This is a genomic window from Paenibacillus sp. FSL R5-0517 (assembly GCF_037974355.1).
Taxonomy (GTDB): Bacteria; Bacillota; Bacilli; order Paenibacillales; family Paenibacillaceae; genus Paenibacillus.
Window position 1 is genome coordinate 1,917,929 of the sequence record NZ_CP150235.1, and the last position, 17,981, is coordinate 1,935,909.

Genomic DNA, 17,981 nt, shown 5'->3' on the forward strand with positions numbered 1-17,981 from the left:
GAGCAGACATTAATGAAGACAAATCATTGCAAAATTGTAGATTGTACGATCCGTGATGGCGGATTGGTAAATAATTGGGACTTTAGCGTGGACTTTGTTCAACAGCTGTATGCTGGGTTGAATGAAGCTGGCGTTGATTATATGGAAATTGGATACAAAAACTCTCCGAAGTTACTGAAAGGTGCTGAGGAAGCAGGACCATGGCGTTTCCTGAATGATGATTTCTTGCGTAAAGTGATTCCTCAAAAAGGCAATACCAAACTGTCTGCACTGGTTGACGTTGGACGTGTGGACGAGAATGATATCTTGCCTCGCAGCGAGAGCATGCTAGATCTGATCCGGGTTGCCTGCTACAGCAAAGATGTAGATAAGGCGCTTGCGCTGGTTCAAACATTCCATGATCGTGGATATGAAACTACACTTAATATTATGGCACTCTCTAATGTTATGGAGAATGAGCTGCTCGAAGCATTTGAATTGATCAAAGAAAGTACTGTGGATGTTGTCTACATTGTCGATTCTTACGGTAGTCTGGATCATAATGATGTGAAATATCTGGTAGAGAAGTTCAAGACTCATTTGCCTAACAAACGTCTTGGTGTTCACACACATAATAATATGCAGCTTGCGTTTTCTAACACATTGGTTGCGGCGGAACTTGGCGTTGAGCTGCTTGATGCCTCTGTGTATGGTATGGGACGCGCGGCAGGAAACTGTCCAACCGAATTGCTGGTAGCTCATCTGAAAGGAACTAAATACAATCTGCGTCCAGTACTTGGTGTATTGGAACAGTTGATGGTTCCACTGAGAGAAAAAGAAGAATGGGGTTACATTCTGCCTTACATGATTACAGGGGCGTTGGACGAGCACCCACGTTCAGCGATGGCGATTCGCTCATCGGAAGACAAGGATAAGGTCGTTGATTTCTATGATAAATTAACAACGCCAGAAGTGAATTTTGATAAGTAATATAGTCTGATATACAGTTGCAAATTAGGAAAACATGGACTCTAACTGGAGATCCATGTTTTTTTAGTTCTTAATGCCTTGTTTTTCTCTATATTTATGAATAAATATTCCTAGGAGTGACTATTTTTTAGTTCACGTATGCAGATTTAAATGTTATTATGTACCAGATAGCATGTGTATGCATGTGAATTGAACGTTGGTTAATATGTTTTTTTGTCGAATCATGTAGTAAGCTGTTGAGTTTGGTTAATGTAATTCAGGATAGGTGACCCCGGGAAGGAAAACACGGCATGAAGGTTAATCTGCAAGATCAGAGAAAAATAATTTGGGTCGCTGTTTGCGGCTTATTGTGTTTCCTCGCAAGTCAATGGTTCCGTTCCTCTTCAAGCTCTGATCTGACCCTATCGGGTTACCCGGTTTTGACACTCTTGGGTGGATTCGCTGCGGCAGCGGCCTGTATCGGTATCTACAATCAAAGCTGGTTGTTTCGGACACAGAAGCTAACTCTTCGGAGAACATTATTGACAACACTCTTTTTATTGATTGGTCTGTTTGAACTGGTTCATATCGTTTCATTTGCAGAAGAGATTCCAAATGGAGCTATGATGGAATCAGAGTTCTCCTTAATGATGTCAACCATGGGATCTTTGGTGTGTTCAGTAGGTTTGCTGCTCGTATATACCCTAAATGAGAAAGAAATTGCATTACCACGAAGGTTCTTGCTCTTCAGTGGAACATTGGGTGCCTTTGTTATTTTGTACATATTGGCGATTCAGGAGTGGAGCATGTTGCCAAATATGCTTGATGGGGATGTGCTTGGTGGAATCTTCACCCGGGTTCATTTTATGGTCGGGTTGCTCTATGCCATTATTGCAGTTCTTTTGTTTGTACAATGGAAAAAATCCAAAGATGGTGATGTACCAACCATTCTATGTGGCATCTTATGTTTCTTTTTTGGAGAATGTTATTTTGTTTCAGCAACGGGGGTGAATGATCTCAATCTGCTGCTGGGGTTGCTGAGTAATTGTATGGCATATTTTTTCATTCAAAAAGGACTGTATACGTCCGTAGTGGACACACCTTTCCTGCAACAGCAGGTCGCGGAGGCCAAGATGAACTATATTGCTCATCATGACGATGTAACAGGACTTCCGAATCGTCGTCGGCTTTCACAACGATTGAAAATAATGATGGATGATGCCGTGGTCGAGGAACAGCTTGTTGGTGTACTGGTCCTGAATATCAACCGGTTCAAGACCATTAATGATTCGCTCGGACAGCAAGCAGCTAACCGTGTTTTGCGTCAGGTAGGTCAACGACTGAAACATTCGTCACTTCCAGGAGAAGAAGTCTTTGGGCTGGGAAGAGATGAGTTTGCGTTGACAATGACAGATTTCAGTTCAACCAATACGGCGTTGCGCCGGACAAGATCCATTCTTCAACTTTTTGAAAAGCCCGTTTTGGTTGATGGCAATGAGTATCACCTTACCCTTGGAATCGGTATGGCCATTTTCCCGCATGATGGTGAGTCGCCACAGGAGATCATTCAGAATGCGGATACGGCTCTGCACAGTGCCAAGGAACAAGGAATGGAACTGAATCGTTTTGCCCATGCGATGCAGATGAAGGCACAGGAGCGTTTGCAGCTTGAGAATGATCTGCGCAAGGCGTTGGATCGAGGTCAGTTCTACCTGGTCTACCAGCCGCAGGTTAATCTGCAAAGTGGTCTAATCGTGGGTATGGAAGCATTGGTTCGTTGGCAGCATCCGCAGCGAGGCTCGGTATCTCCGGCGGAATTTATTCCTCTGGCAGAAGAAAGTGGGCTCATTGTGCCTCTTGGCGAATGGGTGCTTCGTGAAGCGTGTGCACAGAACAAACAGTGGCAGGAAGCTGGTTATCGTAAGCTGTGTGTTTCGGTGAATCTGTCGATGAGACAATTCAGGCATTCCCATTTGTTGGACAATATCAATGGCATTCTCAAGGAGACAGGACTAGAGCCCGTATGGCTTGAACTGGAGATTACAGAGAGCATGACATTTGATAAAGACCGATCCTTCGAACAGTTGCGCAAAATCAAAGAAATTGGTGTGCATATCAGTATTGATGATTTTGGAACGGGATACAGCTCGTTGCACTATCTGAAGGATCTGCCGATTGATCGGCTCAAGATTGACCGTTCATTCGTTAATGAAGTCATGGAGGACAGCAATAACGCTGCGATTGTATCTACCATCACTTCAATGGCGCATCATTTACAATTGAAAGTGACTGCCGAGGGCGTGGAGAACGAAGACCAGATGATCTTTCTCCGCAATCAGCACTGTCATGAGGCTCAGGGCTATTTCTTTAGCAAACCGATTAAAGCCGCTGAATTTGAAAAGCAGTTTTTGAGAGATGTGGATAAGCCCACAGGATAGGGAACAGCGGGGGCGCAAGAGTGCTCCTGCTTTTTTAATGTTGATACGTAATGAAAAAAATGGAAAACATGACTTGCATGCTATAAAGGATCATGGTATATTATTATTTGTAAAATCACTGTTAACTTCCTAAGGAACTTAACAATTAAATCTTCATTCATGCGGGTGTAGTTCAATGGTAGAACTTTAGCCTTCCAAGCTAATAGCGTGGGTTCGATTCCCATCACCCGCTTAACGAAGCAAAACCGAAGTCCTTGCGATGCAAGGGCTTTTTTTCTGTCATAAAAGAAACTTTTGAATAAAAGCAATCATCAGAAGACTGCATGTCATCAGATTGGTGAGTAGTATGTATTCTTTCAGAATAATTTATAACCTTTGCTTTTTTACAATGATCTGGTACAATAACGGAGAAATTGATACTACACATGAATGAGAGGTAACCATACGTCCCATGAAGTAAAACACATGAATTGACCCCAGTTAACTGCAGAAAGTTTTATGACGCAGTCAGCCAGAGCGGCTGAGCAATGAGGGGATTCGTGTGTCCAAATTCAGCTATGGGATCAGGTATGGAACAAGTAGACCTTGGAGGTTTACGTGTACCCTGTGTTTGGGGTTTCTTTGTTCATGCCGTAGCTTACCTTAGATCTGTCTTTGAATGCTTGATCCAACCCTGAATTGCCAAACCGCCGGCTGATGCCAGCGGTTTTTTTGTTTAGCAAAAAGGATGCAGGAAGGATGAGGCCTCATGATGACATTGGTACGCTTACATGAAGTATCAAAAGAATGGAACGGCATTGAATTGTTTACAGGATTGAATTTGGAGATTAATGAGGGCGAGCGACTTGCCATTCTGGGTCGTAACGGATGCGGCAAGACGACGTTGTTACGAATCATTTTGGGAGAAGAGCACGGTGGTGGACGGATTGAACGGCATATTCCGCAGCAGGAATGGGGGTTCATGCGCCAGCGCTCGGAGATTGAGACGGGCATGAATGTATTGGATGCGGTCCGGCGTGAGAGCGGTCAGATCTATGAAGTGAAACGGAGTTTGGAAGAACTGGAGCAACGTTTGAGCATTAGCACTGAAGCGGATGATGAGCTGCTTGCAGCCTATACGCAAGTGATGGAGCAATATGAACAGCTTAACGGCTACATGTGGGAGACTGAAGTAGAGAAGGTACTGACACGTCTTGGACTATCCGCAGAGCATTGGAACAGACCCTATCATTCTTTGAGCGGTGGACAAAAAACAAAGGCTCGCCTGGCAGGACTTCTTGTCAGCAAGCCCAAATTCCTGATCCTGGATGAACCGACGAATCATCTGGATGAGGGAAGCATGCGCTGGCTTGAAGAGTGGTTATCCTCATACGAAGGTACGCTGTTATTTGTATCTCACGATCGAACCTTTATTGATGAGGTAGCATCAGGAGTGATTGAATTCAGTGCAGATGCCCTGACCAAATACAAAGGCGGATACTCCGAATACAAGCTCCACAAAGAGCGTGAATTACGGGAACAGGAAACGATCTACCGCAGGCAGGAGCTGGAGCGTAAGGCGTTGGAAGAAACGATTCGAAACTACCAGGAATGGTTCCATAAAGCGCATAATTCAGCGACCGATGTGGAGGTGAAGATCACCCAGAGCTTCTACAAGGCCAAAGCCAACAAAAATATTTCACGTTACCATGCAAAACAAAAACAGCTGGAACGTTTGGAGCGGGAACGGGTGGATAAACCTCGTGAAGCTGCAAAGTTGAACATGGAATTGCAGATGAATCCACTGGCTGCACGACAGCTTGTTGCCTTGGATGAGGTGAGTTTTTCATATACGGGTAACGAGCCAGTGCTTCGTAACCTTCGAATCACCGTTGAACGCGGAGATCGGCTTGCCGTACGAGGTCCTAATGGAACGGGCAAGACGACACTGTTAAAGTTGATGATTGGTGAGCTGGAAGCGTCGCAGGGCAAGGTAACACGGCATCCACAGCTGAAAATCGGTTACTTTTCACAGGAGCTGGAAGGGCTTCCCGAGAGTTTAACATTGCTGGATAGTTTGCTTACCCTCCCATCCATGACACAAAGTGCGGCACGTACCATTCTGGGATGTTTCCTGTTTTCAAGGGATGACGTGTTCAAGCGTATTGGGGATTTGAGCATGGGGGAAAAGTGCAGAGTGGCATTTCTGAGACTGTATTTTGGTGGAGCGAATCTGCTGGTGTTGGACGAACCGACGAACTATCTGGACATCGATACCCAGGAAGTCATGGAGAATGTATTAAAACAGGCTTCAGGTGCTTTGGTACTTGTATCTCATGACCGGATGCTGACGAAGACACTTGCGAATCGATTGTGCGATCTGGAATCTGGGGGCACAGCAACCCTGTTTGAAGGAGGCGTGTCGGATTGGGAGCAGTCCAGCAAACTTCGGGAGCGTGCGCTAGAGACACGGGAATCCGATGACGAGCGGTTGCGATTGGAGATGCGCCTGTCGGAGTTGCTGTCTCCTGTGAGCACTGCTGGAAAAGACAGTCTGACACAGCCCGAGCATTCGAATGAGCGAGCAGTCGAGGCCGCTGAGATTCGCAAAATCCAGCAGCGTCTGAAACAATTGAAAGATAAGGGCGCAAGCATAAATTAGAACATGGACGGCTTGCTATTTCGATCTATTTTGCATATAATTATGAACGATCATCGATGATTACATCGATATAGGGTATGTGTTCAAAAAGAGCGGTTTTCAGTACCGAGAAGATGGGATGAAGATAGAAATGGAGTAGCGGAGCGTAGGAAAACTACGTGAGCAACGGACATTTCGGCTGAATCCGATATTCGACGCTGATGCCAAGAGGCATCATTCGTAATCAAAAGCGGACTTTTTGACAACCTCTAAAGGTTTAACTAACAAGCAAACGTGATGATGGAGATAAGTAAGCAGTGCCTCTGGACAGGGAGGAAGCGCCGTAGATTGAGAGCGTTTCTGTAGAACAAGGCTGCCGAAATTCACTCCGAAGCGGTTCCCTGAACCTGTTTGTGTGCAGACACAGAGGCAACAGTAGGGGCAAACGGTTAACGGTCGTTATTCCGTACAAAGTGAGACAAAACCAGTTGCAGGCCAGAAGGTCCGTGCAGCAATGGATGTCTAACAAGGGTGGTACCACGGTCTTTTCGTCCCTTCAGGGGAGAGAAGGCCTTTTTTTGTTGCAAAAACACCACAAAAAGGGGGCAATTACACATGAAAGAACGTTTAGAGGCATTGAAGATCGAAGCGCTGGAGCAGTTGTCTGGTGTGAATGATCCACAGACGCTCAGTGATCTGCGTGTGAAGTATTTGGGGAAAAAGGGTGCATTGACTGAAATTTTGCGAGGCATGGGTGCACTTAGTGCGGAGGAACGTCCGGTTATTGGTCAAGTAGCCAATGATGTTCGGGCTGCCATTGAGGAAGTCATCGACAGCAAGCAGGATCAGTTCCAGAAGGAAGAGACGGCGAAGCGTCTGCAATCCGAGAAAATTGATGTGACGCTGCCAGGACGTCGTGGACGTCAAGGCGGACTGCATCCACTGACAAAAGTGGTACAGGAGATCGAAGATATTTTCATCGGCATGGGATACCGCGTAGCGGAAGGTCCTGAAGTCGAGATGGATTATTACAACTTTGAAGCATTGAACTTGCCGAAGAATCACCCGGCGCGCGATATGCAGGATTCCTTCTATGTTACCGAAGACTTGTTGATGCGTACCCATACATCTCCGGTTCAAGTGCGTACCATGCAGAGCATGAAGGGCGAAGTGCCTGTCAAAGTCATCTGCCCAGGTAAAGTATACCGCCGTGATGACGATGATGCGACGCACTCTTTCCAATTCAACCAGGTTGAAGGGCTGGTCATCAGCGAAAACATTCGTATGAGCGATCTGAAAGGAACCCTGCTGCAATTCGTGCGCGAAATGTTCGGTTCCCACACGGAGATTCGTCTGCGTCCAAGTTTCTTCCCGTTCACGGAGCCAAGTGCGGAAGTGGATGTAACCTGTGTACAATGTGGCGGCAGCGGCTGTCGGGTATGTAAGCAAACCGGCTGGCTTGAAATTTTGGGCGGCGGTATGGTTCACCCGAAAGTACTGGAAATGGGTGGTTACGATCCGGAGAAATACAGTGGTTTCGCATTTGGTATGGGCGTAGAGCGTATCGCCATGCTGAAGTATGGTGTCGATGATATCCGTCACTTCTACAATAGCGATCTGACCTTCTTGAAGCAATTCGGAAGGCTGTAACTTAACAATACAATGGATCAACAAATATAGAGCAAACGTTATGAACCGGGAATACCAATTTATAGATGAAGGAAGTGAACGTCCATGAGAGTATCGACAGATTGGCTGTCTGATTATATTTCCCTTGAAGGTGTGACGCCACAGGAATTGGCGGAGAAAATCACCCGTGCGGGTGTCGAGATTGATGTAGTGGAGAACCGCAACAAGGGCGTGAATAAAGTTGTTGTAGGTTATGTGAAGAGCAAGGAGAAACACCCGGATGCAGACAAACTGAATGTATGTGTCATCGATGCCGGCCAGGAAGAAGATCTGCAGATCGTGTGTGGTGCGAAAAATGTGGATGCAGGTCAAAAGGTAGTCGTAGCATTGGTTGGAGCGAAGCTCCCTGGTGGATTGGATATCAAAAAAGCCAAATTGCGCGGTGTTGTATCCCTTGGCATGATCTGTTCTGCGAAAGAGCTGGGCATGAACGATAAATTGCTGCCCAAAGATCAACAGGAAGGTATTCTTGTTCTACCGGAAACAACAGAGGTTGGCACGCCGATCAGCCAGGTTCTTGGTCTCGACGATCATGTACTTGAACTGGACCTGACACCGAACCGTTCCGACTGTCTCAGCATGCGTGGCGCAGCTTATGAAGTAGGTTCCATTCTGGGTCGTGAAGTGAAGTTGCCGAATCCCAAAGACCAACTGGTTGAAGTGGGTGATGAAGCTGCGAATCATATCTCTGTAGAGATTAAGGCACAGGAGCAATGCAGTCACTATGCGGCTCGTTATGTAACCGGCATTAAGCTGGGTGCTTCCCCGCTCTGGATGCAAAACCGTCTAATGGCTGCAGGTGTTCGTCCAATCAACAATATCGTTGATATCACGAACTATGTCATGCTGGAATATGGTCAACCGTTACATGCATTCGATGCGGATAAGCTGGAAAAAGGCCATATTGAAGTGCGTATGGCCAACGAAGGCGAAACGATCGTTACGCTTGATGGACAGGAGCGCAAGCTGGAGCCGCACATGTTGCTCATTACGGATGGCGTGAAACCTGTAGCCATCGCTGGGGTTATGGGTGGCGAGAATTCCGAGGTATCGGAAGGTACGGTGAATCTGCTCTTGGAGTCCGCCAAATTCGACGGCGGAACCGTTCGGAAAACGTCGCGCCAACTGGGGCTGCGTTCCGAAGCAAGCATGCGTTTTGAGAAGGAAGTAGACCCGGGTGCGGTGATTACGGCTTTGGATCGTGCGGCTGAACTGATTCAGCGTTATGCTGAGGGTGAAGTGCATCAGGGAATTGTGGAAGCTGGGGCAGAAGCGGCGGAGAAACGTGTCATTCAATTGTCGCTGAACAGGCTGAATCGTTATCTGGGAACAGATCTGTCTTTGCTTGAGGTGAAAACGATCTTCGCTCGCTTGCACTTTGCATGTGGTGATGCTGAGCAAGGACTGCTGGATGTGGAAGTGCCAACACGCAGAGGGGATATTACACTTGATGTAGACTTGTTCGAAGAGATTGCGCGCTTGTACGGATACGACAACATTCCAACCACATGGATTGAAGGACCGACAACTCCGGGGGCATATACACGCTCTCAAGCGATGCGCCGCACTATTCGTGGAGTGCTCTCAGGCAGTGGCTGGCAGGAAATGATCAGTTATTCCTTTGTGCACCCGGATAAAGCGACATTATTCCCGGCGTTGACACAAGGCAGTAAAGCCGTGAAACTCGCGATGCCGATGAGTGAAGACCGCAGTGTGCTTCGTACGAGTATTTTGCCGCAAATGCTGGATGCAGCGGTGTATAACATGAACCGTAAACAGGATTCACTGGCTGTATTCGAAGTGGGCAGCGTGTTCTTCACCGAAGAAGATCAGCTGACCAAGCAACCCCATGAGATCCCAGTACTGGGCTTGCTGCTCACCGGGAATCGTGCAAACCAGCAGTGGAATGTTGGAGCGGAGAAAGTAGATTTCTTCGACCTGAAAGGTGCACTTGAGCAACTGTTCGCTTATGTAGGCCTGGAACAACGCATTCGCTTGGTAGCGAACAGCCCCGAAGGCTTCCATCCGGGACGTTCTGCATCAGTTTATCTGGAAGGCAAGGATGGCGGAGAAGGCACATTGATCGGTACATTGGGTCAGTTGCATCCGGAACTGCAACAGCAGTATGATCTGAATGATGTATACATCGCAGAGATTGCACTTGAATCGATCTACAATGAAGCAGACGCTGACATTCGTTATCGTGAACTTCCGCGTTTCCCAGCCATGGAACGTGATATCGCGGTTGTTGTGAATGAGGATGTTGAAGCGGGAGATATGCTGCGCGCCATTCGTGAATCGGCGGGTGAGTTGTTACAAACTGTACAAGTATTCGATGTGTTCACTGGAAGTAAGCTGGGTGAAAACAAGAAGAGCGTGGCGATGGCACTGGTATACCGGAATCATGAACGTACACTGACCGATGAGGAAGTTACTGAAGTTCATGCCCGTGTAGTGGCTCGTCTGGAAGAGCAATTCGGAGCGGAATTGCGTAAATAGGACAGAAGAACATTTTTTGAACAAAGATTAGCAGGAATTGTTTGAAGTCACATCGAATCCTTAGCATTAGAGGATCGATGTGACTTTTTTGTGATTACAGCTTAGAATCAACATACAGACTTGAAGGAGGGCACAACTGTGACTACACCTGATCGTACACGCGTCACCGTAGAGATCTACGGGACTTCCTATAAACTGGTTGGCAGCAGTGCCGACTATATGAAACAAGTAGCTAACCTGGTAGATGAGCGTATGAGCGCGATCTCCAAGCAAAATTCCCGTCTGGATACTCCGCGTATTGCGGTGCTGGCGGCTGTACATATGGCTGAACAGTCTCTTCAGACACAGGAAATCCGGAATGAGCTGAAGATGCTTACTGGAGAACGTACAGAACTGAGAAACGAATTAAATCGATTGAACGCCATACAAAATGAACATCAACAAGAATTGGAACGGCGTGACCAGTCTCTAGCTGAATTGCAGAAGCTGAAGCTTGAAGCAGAGCAGGCGCTGCAAAAGGCTGAGACGGACAAGCAAGCAGAAATGGACAAGTTAAACGCACTGCTTGAGCAGGAACGTGCCCAGGCAACGGAGCGAGTGCAGAAATTGCAGGCCCAGGCAACGGCACAACTCAAGGAAGCAGAGGCCAAGGCGGCAACACAACTCAAGGAAGCAGAAGCGAAGGCAACGAGACAGCTGAAGGAAATGGAAGAAAAAGCGGCTAATCAGCTCAAAACTGCACAGGCACAGGCCGCTTCTCAGTTAAAAGAAGCTCAGAATCGTTCTGCCGCCGAATTGCAGCAGGTGCAGGCCAAAGCTGCGGCTCAATATAAGGAATTGCAGGATAAGGTTGCCGCTCAATTAAAAGCAGCCGAGAGTCGTGCCATTGCAGAACGTCAACAAATAGAAGCCGAAGCTGCACAACAGGTTCAGACAGCCAAGGAAGAAGCCGAGTCGGCCATTTTGTTAGAGTTGGAGCAAGCAGAGAATAACCTGAAAAAAGCTCAGGAAGAAGCGGCACTGCAATATAACGAACTTCAGCAACAGATGGAGCTTCGTCTCCAGCAGGTTGAAGAAAAAGCGCTGGAACAGACTCAGGCTCTGACGGATCAAGCGAATCAAGAGCGGGCTGCCTTGCAGGAACAAGCGGAGCAGAAGCGCCTGAACCAGATAAACCAATTAAATGCAGAGTTCAAAGCCTTATCCGAACAGTCGGAACTCGAATGGATGGAGAAAGAAGCAGCCCTTGAGGAACAATTGCAACAAGCCAAGGAAGCAGCAGCATCTCAGGCAACCGAAGCCGCTGCAGTGGCAGAGGCCTTGTTGCAAGATGAACGGAGCAAGCTCAACCAGCAGCTTGAGGAACAACGTAAACAGGCGGAGACTCGACTGTTAGATGTCGAGGAGCAATTGGAAGAGGTAATGACCCAGCTCATCAGTGCGCAGGACACAGTTGCAGCGCAAGAACAGCAACTCCAGCACGAGCGTGGTCAATTGGAAACGTTGCGTCATGAGCATGGAGTCCGTATACAGGAGCAGGAAGTTCAAAGTCGCCGAATTACGGAACTGGAACAACAACTGGAGCAGTTGAAAGAGGACCGGTCTCAGTTGCAGGAACTTCTGCGTGAAACGGAGCAGGCTGCCCAGCAATCCCGTGATGCACAGCAACAATGGAAACAGAAGTATAATGAAACTGTAGAGAGAGAAACCTCTCTTACAGCGCAGCTGCGCAAACTTCAGGAGCAGCACGCACAGCTTGAACAGGAAGTCCAAAACCTTCGTGAGGCTGAAGTGAAGTCGGAAGAGGAGCAGCGCAGGTTGCATAAGGTGCTTGAACAGGCTCATGCCGCGGTGCGTACATTGCAGAATGAGATCGGCACACTTACGGAACGTGAGCAATCCTGGAAAGACCTTGCTGAACAGCGATTGGCTGAGATCGGGGACCTGGAGAACCAGATTCTCGAAGTTGCTGAACAAAATGAGACATTGGAGTCTGGTGTGCAATCCCTTCATGATGAATTGTCCGTAGTGAAGGAAGAGTCTCGTTTTAACCATGAAGAGGCTGTCCATTACCAGAAGGATGCTGAGCTCTTGGAAGAAAAACGCAAAGAGCTTGAAGTTGAGTTAAATGCTGTTCGGGAAGATCTGGACCGACTTCAGGATAATTATAAACAAATCCGTAACGATTACAGTGATGCATTACAACGGGAAGAGAGTTACAGTTCCAAGATTGATGAATTGAGTTCAGAGAAGCAAGAGATTGTGAGAGCACTTGAAGAAGCAAGACAGTCTTCAGCAAAACTTTCCGAGCGCTACTCCGAGCAAGAGAACCGACTGGCCCAGACCGAGGAAGAAGCGCTGGAGTGGCAGATCAAATACGAAGAACTGTCGGTCAAACAGGCCGAATTGGCATCCCGCCTAGAGCAGTTGACGAGACGTGAAGAAGAACTTCGCTCAAGCGTTGAACAAGCAGAGCAGAACGACCAAGTATGGAAACGCCGTGCGGATGAATGGGCGGCTCAGGAGCAATCCTGGCAGGAGCGTTGGGCCGCGCTTGAGAATGAACTGACGGTTTGGAAGAGTGAGAGTGCTGCAAGTAGCGAGTTGCTGGAGGGACTGGAGCAAGAACGACAACAGCTGGATAAGTTACGTGCAGAAGCAACGCAAGAGAAAGAGATGATGGAAACCGAATTGCTTGAGATGGGAGAGCGTTACGAACTAGCAGCCAACCAATTACGTTTGTTACAGGTGGAACGCGAGATGGAGCAGGAGAAGGCAGAGCAACTGAACACGGAATATCGTCAGTTGCATGATGAATATAAGAAATTGCAGACGGAATATAACGAATGGATTGAATTGATTGAACAGGACCAGACCTAGCGGAATGAATGTAGCAGAACTGGCTCGTGGGCAACGTACTCTGGTACAATTTGTTATACTAAAGAAGGAGCTCCCGTCGCTGCGGGGGCTCCTTGTCTTGAAACCTATTCTTCAACAATAATTTTGGAGATCATGCTACTGTGTCCTGAACCACAGAAGACAGAACAGGACATTTCAAACTCACCAACCTTGTCTGGGGTTATGACTTTGGAGCTATTTCTGGTATCCAGTTGAAGATTCAGCTCAGGCACAAGTATACCGTGATTTCCATTTACATTTTCATAAACAATCTTAACCGGAACGCCTTTTTTGAGTCGGTACTCAGGTTGATCGAATTCGTAGTTGCTTGCCTTGATGACCAGTTCTTCACTGGCTGTAACTTCAGCATCGGATCCATTACTTCCAGATTCTGCGGACTGCTTCGTCCCTCCGCATGCGGCGAGGACCAGAATTAACATACAGGCAGCAAGCCATGTTATGCCTTTCTTCATCATGTGCCTCCTTAAGCTTGATATGGATAAAATTTGAATGATTGCTCCAGTCATCATACCGCAATATATGGATGCCTGTACACGCTGCGTATGTCGGTTTTTTGAAAATTGTACGTCTATGTCATAGAGGGGTACTGCCCAAATGAAATAAACCTCTTCCGGCACGGAGCCTTCAGAGGTTTAAGCGAATATTCATTGGAACGTTAAGGTGAAATGTAGATTAACTTTTGGAGCTTCGTCCTGCATCAAAAGGGGTGGAAACCGGGATGAATAGATCGATAATCCCGATAACCAGCGCAGCGAGAATGGCACCGAGCAGGCTGACTTCAACATGATCTACAACATATTGACCAAGCCAAATCACCAGTGCGCTAACGATAAATCCGACAATACCGCGACCAAACGGGTTGACCCTTTTGCCGAAGATACCTTCAACAATCCAGCCGAGCAGGGCAATGACGAGAGCAAGCAGCAGGGCGCTCCAGAAGCCACCAACGGCGAATCCGGGAACGATCCAGCTAACCACCATTAATACTATTGCGGCGATGATAAATCGCACGACATGTCCCAGGAAATTCATGGTGTTTACCTCCTTTTATTCGGATTGAACTGAGCAGGGCAACTCCAAGGGGATGGAGAGGTTGCACAATCCTGACACCTGTAGTTTGTGGTGCTATGGTTTAAGTTATGTGTGGAAGGATTCGTTAAATAGCGTAAGAAAGTTTCTTTCGTTATAATACAGATATAGTTTGGAAGGAGTTGTACACTTGGACACGAAAATTTTACACACATTGGAATATCGCAAAATTTTAAATACATTGCTTAGCTTTGCCCAGACGACCATGGGAAAAAAGAAAGCGGAGCAACTTGAACCAAGCAGTGAACTTGAAGAAGTGAAGCGGTTGCTGCAGCAAACCGATGAAGCCTTTACATTCGATCGCTTGAAAGGCTCCCCGTCGTTTGGGGGAATTGTAGATATTACAGCTTCCATCAAACGTGCTGAAATTGGAGGCACACTTAACCCTCACGAACTTTTGGGAATATCCAACACGACCTTTGCGGCGCGGCGATTGAAACGTCAGATTGGTACTTTGCATGAAGATGAGCCCATCGAATCTCTGTTCTATATCAGTGACCAATTGTCAGAGCAAAAAACGCTTGAGGATGCCATCAAAATCTGTATTGACGACAATGCAGAGGTTGCCGACAGTGCAAGCGTAACGTTGGCTCAGATTCGTCGTGAGTTGCGAGGCGGTGAAGCGCGTATTCGCGAAAAGCTGGATTCCATGATTCGATCCTCTACTGTATCCAAGATGTTGCAGGATCAGCTCATCACCATCAGAGGAGACCGTTTTGTTATTCCGGTAAAAGCTGAATATCGTTCGTACTTTGGCGGGATTGTGCACGATCAGTCCGGTTCGGGTGCGACATTGTTCATTGAGCCGGAATCGATTGTAGCCATGAACAACAAATTACGCGAAACCCGGATTCGGGAAGAACGCGAAATAGAGATTATTTTGCAGAAATTGACGGCACTTGTCAGTGAGCAGGGTGAATGGCTGCTGTATGATGTCGACTTGCTGGGATCGCTCGATTTTATCTTCTCCAAAGCACGTCTGGCTCGTGAACTGAAAGCAACATTACCACGCATGAATGACCGCGGGTTCCTCAAACTGAAGAAGGGCCGTCATCCATTGATACCGATCGAAAACGTAGTTCCAATCGACATAGAGCTGGGCAATGATTACACATCCATTATCGTGACAGGTCCCAATACGGGTGGTAAGACGGTAACGCTCAAAACGATTGGATTGCTGAGCCTGATGGCGATGTCCGGTTTATTTGTTCCGGCTGAGGATGGCAGTCAGCTATGTGTATTTGATGCGATCTATGCAGACATTGGGGACGAGCAGAGTATTGAGCAGAATCTGAGTACGTTCTCCAGTCATATGACGAACATCATTCGCATTCTGAAGAATATGACGCCGAAGAGTCTGGTATTGCTCGATGAACTTGGAGCAGGAACAGACCCGGCTGAAGGGTCCGCACTGGCGATCTCCATGCTGGAGCATATGCACCGGACGGGATGTCGCATGGTTGCAACCACCCACTACAGTGAACTGAAAGCATACGCTTATGAGCGTAAAGGTGTCATTAATGCCAGTATGGAATTTGACATTAACACATTGAGTCCAACCTATCGCCTTCTGGTAGGTGTACCTGGACGAAGTAATGCATTTGCCATTGCAGAGCGACTGGGACTGCCAGGTTACATTCTCGACTACGCCCGTGGCGAAGTGAAGGAAGAGGATCAACGGATTGAGCACATGATCGCTTCTCTGGAAGAGAACCGTCTTACAGCTGAACAAGAGCGTGAGAAGGCGGAGAGCTTGCGCCAGGACATGGAGAAATTACGCAGTCGTCATCAGGCGGAACTGGAGAAGCTGGAACAGCAGCGTGATCGCCGGATTGAAAAAGCAGAAGAAGATGCACGCAGCATTGTGGACAAGGCACGCGCGGAAGCGGAGAAGATTATAGCAGATCTTCGCCTGTTGGCTATGGAGGAAGGTGCTTCCGTGAAGGAGCACAAACTCATTGCTGCCCGCAAACAACTGGACGAGGCTGAACCGGAGAAACGCAGGAAAACGGTCAAGAAGACGGCAACAGCGCCGAAGACTCGTGCCATCGGTCCTGGTGATGAAGTGCTTGTCTACAGTTTGAATCAAAAAGGCCATGTTGTAGAGATGTCGGGCAGTAAAGACGCTATGGTACAATTGGGGATTATGAAAATGAAAGTATCCCTGGATGACCTGGAACTACAACAATCGGCTCCAGCAGCCAAACCGAAGCAAAAACCGGTAACCGGTATGAAACGCACACGTGATGACAATGTGAAAAGTGAATTGGATCTGCGTGGCACCAACCTGGAAGAAGCCCTGATGGAGACAGACCGATTCATTGATGAAGCTTTCCTTGCCAACCTGGGCCAAGTTTATATTATTCACGGTAAAGGTACTGGAATTTTACGTTCCGGTATTCAGGATTACCTGCGTAAGCATAAACATATTAAAAGTTACCGGCTGGGCAATTACGGAGAAGGCGGGAACGGTGTGACCGTCGCAGAATTGGAATAGCCGGTCCATGAATCAATGATATTCTGCGACCTTATTCATGAAGGTCGCAGATGGGGAGAGGGGAACGGTGCGTGATAAAAAGCATTGACCAATTGCTGTCTCATCCTTTGGGGATGGTACTCGGTTTTTTCTCGGTAGCGATTATGGAGCTGCTTGTATTTCTGGCTTGCTTCGAACTGGTGACCAAGTATAAATGCTGGACGGAGATCAAGAAGGGCAATGTGGCGGTTGCGATGGCTACAGGAGGCAAGATCTTTGGGATCTGCAACGTACTGCGGTTCTGTATACAAGCCAAGTCTTCGGTATATGAAGCCATGACATGGTCTTTTGTTGGGTTTGTTCTTCTGCTTACCGCCTATTTTTTGTTCGAATTCCTGACACCCGTGTTCTCCATTGATAAGGAGATCGAAGCGGATAACCGAGCTGTCGGATTGATATCCATGATTATTTCAGTCTCGCTGTCGTTTGTTATTGGCGCGAGCATTATCTAGGGGGAACGGTCATGAAGATATTGATACGGATTCTGTTTGCGGCATCGATCGTGTTTTTTGCCATCGGTGTGATCTATGTGATGAATACATGATGAGATGAAAGAGAAAGGTTGATTGAATATGGAAACAACAATATGCCCTTGGTGTCAAACGGAAATTGTATGGGATGAGGAACTTGGCCCTGAAGAGGAGTGTCCATACTGCCACAATGAATTGAAGGGATATCGAACGCTCAACATTAACATTGGTGATGAAGAGAACGATGATGCAGAGGACGACATCTATGATGTGGATGATGTAAAAGATGAGGAACAGACTACGGATCTTACAGATCTGTGGGGGGATGAAGTTGAACTCAAATTGCCGGAGCTGCGAACGTTGACCAAATATGCCGATGAGGGTAATGACCTCATTCAGTATGAACAAGGTGTTCAGAAGCAACTTGATCATCAGGAAGAAGTGCCTGAGTGCCCGAATTGCCGGGAATTCATGATTCTCGCAGGTACACAAGCTGCAACGCAGGATAATTTCATGCCAGTTGCTAACGCAGTTTCAGGCGAAGGGGCGCTATTGTCACCTCCTTTTAAGGTGCTGACCTATATATGCTCGGGATGTTTCCAAGTTCAATACAGTCTGTCTGAGGATGACCGTCTGCGTCTGATTCAGAACCTGAGTGCGCAAGAGTAAGCTTCACGTAGATACGAACCACAATTTCAAAGCAATCCTGAAGATTCATCATGTTTTCCTCTTGCTTGGGGCACGTTAACCCTAAGACCTACCTGTACACAGTT

11 protein-coding genes and 1 tRNA gene are annotated in these 17,981 nt (G+C 47.3%); 10 read left to right on the forward strand and 2 right to left on the reverse strand.

The genetic code is table 11. The features are described 5' to 3' along the window. Nucleotides 1-12 precede the first annotated feature (12 nt). The 7 genes from MKX40_RS08650 to zapA all read left to right on the forward strand — a co-directional run bounded on the left by MKX40_RS08650 (nucleotide 13) and on the right by zapA (nucleotide 13,074). Nucleotides 13-969 (forward strand): aldolase catalytic domain-containing protein, encoded by a 957-nt coding sequence (locus MKX40_RS08650; RefSeq protein ID WP_339198382.1) that lies wholly within the window; start codon nucleotides 13-15, stop codon nucleotides 967-969. Nucleotides 970-1,259: 290 nt separating this feature from the next. Continuing rightward, nucleotides 1,260-3,386 (forward strand): EAL domain-containing protein, encoded by a 2,127-nt coding sequence (locus MKX40_RS08655; RefSeq protein WP_339240827.1) that lies wholly within the window; start codon nucleotides 1,260-1,262, stop codon nucleotides 3,384-3,386. Nucleotides 3,387-3,547: 161 nt separating this feature from the next. Further along, nucleotides 3,548-3,618 (forward strand) — tRNA-Gly (locus MKX40_RS08660). 516 nt (nucleotides 3,619-4,134) lie between these two features. Continuing rightward, nucleotides 4,135-6,027 (forward strand): ABC-F type ribosomal protection protein, encoded by a 1,893-nt coding sequence (abc-f, locus tag MKX40_RS08665; protein ID WP_339240829.1) that lies wholly within the window; start codon nucleotides 4,135-4,137, stop codon nucleotides 6,025-6,027. 594 nt (nucleotides 6,028-6,621) lie between these two features. Continuing rightward, a complete protein-coding gene (gene pheS / locus MKX40_RS08670; RefSeq protein ID WP_047842255.1) occupies nucleotides 6,622-7,656 on the forward strand; it encodes a phenylalanine--tRNA ligase subunit alpha in 1,035 nt (344 codons plus the stop codon). 84 nt (nucleotides 7,657-7,740) lie between these two features. Then, entirely contained in the window at nucleotides 7,741-10,194 is a 2,454-nt protein-coding gene (gene pheT / locus MKX40_RS08675; RefSeq protein WP_339240830.1) for a phenylalanine--tRNA ligase subunit beta, read from the forward strand. Nucleotides 10,195-10,332: 138 nt separating this feature from the next. After that, nucleotides 10,333-13,074, forward strand: coding sequence for a cell division protein ZapA (zapA, locus tag MKX40_RS08680; protein WP_339240832.1), 2,742 nt, complete (start codon nucleotides 10,333-10,335; stop codon nucleotides 13,072-13,074). 104 nt (nucleotides 13,075-13,178) lie between these two features. Here the strand turns inward: zapA and MKX40_RS08685 are convergent, their stop codons facing one another. Both MKX40_RS08685 and MKX40_RS08690 read right to left on the reverse strand, forming a co-directional pair. After that, nucleotides 13,179-13,565, reverse strand: coding sequence for a cytochrome C oxidase subunit II (locus tag MKX40_RS08685; RefSeq protein ID WP_339240833.1), 387 nt, complete (start codon nucleotides 13,563-13,565; stop codon nucleotides 13,179-13,181). 220 nt (nucleotides 13,566-13,785) lie between these two features. Further along, entirely contained in the window at nucleotides 13,786-14,145 is a 360-nt protein-coding gene (locus tag MKX40_RS08690; RefSeq protein ID WP_017689637.1) for a phage holin family protein, read from the reverse strand. Between the two features lie 187 nt (nucleotides 14,146-14,332). Between MKX40_RS08690 and MKX40_RS08695 the strand changes: the two genes are divergently transcribed. The 3 genes from MKX40_RS08695 (at nucleotide 14,333) to MKX40_RS08705 (ending at nucleotide 17,877) form a co-directional block, all read left to right on the forward strand. Then, nucleotides 14,333-16,699 (forward strand): endonuclease MutS2, encoded by a 2,367-nt coding sequence (locus MKX40_RS08695; protein ID WP_339240834.1) that lies wholly within the window; start codon nucleotides 14,333-14,335, stop codon nucleotides 16,697-16,699. Between the two features lie 50 nt (nucleotides 16,700-16,749). Further along, entirely contained in the window at nucleotides 16,750-17,190 is a 441-nt protein-coding gene (locus tag MKX40_RS08700) for a DUF350 domain-containing protein (protein ID WP_339240835.1), read from the forward strand. A gap of 120 nt (nucleotides 17,191-17,310) precedes the next feature. Continuing rightward, nucleotides 17,311-17,877 (forward strand): hypothetical protein, encoded by a 567-nt coding sequence (locus tag MKX40_RS08705; RefSeq protein ID WP_339240836.1) that lies wholly within the window; start codon nucleotides 17,311-17,313, stop codon nucleotides 17,875-17,877. Nucleotides 17,878-17,981: the final 104 nt, after the last annotated feature.

Bases quoted from the DNA above. Each gene is read 5' to 3' on its own strand.
- MKX40_RS08700 (WP_339240835.1), top strand. From the start codon at position 16,750: ATGGGGAGAGGGGAACGGTGCGTGATAAAAAGCATTGACCAATTGCTG.
- MKX40_RS08690 (WP_017689637.1), bottom strand. From the start codon at position 14,145: ATGAATTTCCTGGGACATGTCGTGCGATTTATCATCGCCGCAATAGTA.
- pheT (WP_339240830.1), top strand. From the start codon at position 7,741: ATGAGAGTATCGACAGATTGGCTGTCTGATTATATTTCCCTTGAAGGT.
- abc-f (WP_339240829.1), top strand. From the start codon at position 4,135: ATGATGACATTGGTACGCTTACATGAAGTATCAAAAGAATGGAACGGC.
- MKX40_RS08655 (WP_339240827.1), top strand. From the start codon at position 1,260: ATGAAGGTTAATCTGCAAGATCAGAGAAAAATAATTTGGGTCGCTGTT.
- pheS (WP_047842255.1), top strand. From the start codon at position 6,622: ATGAAAGAACGTTTAGAGGCATTGAAGATCGAAGCGCTGGAGCAGTTG.
- MKX40_RS08650 (WP_339198382.1), top strand. From the start codon at position 13: ATGAAGACAAATCATTGCAAAATTGTAGATTGTACGATCCGTGATGGC.
- MKX40_RS08685 (WP_339240833.1), bottom strand. From the start codon at position 13,565: ATGAAGAAAGGCATAACATGGCTTGCTGCCTGTATGTTAATTCTGGTC.
- MKX40_RS08705 (WP_339240836.1), top strand. From the start codon at position 17,311: ATGGAAACAACAATATGCCCTTGGTGTCAAACGGAAATTGTATGGGAT.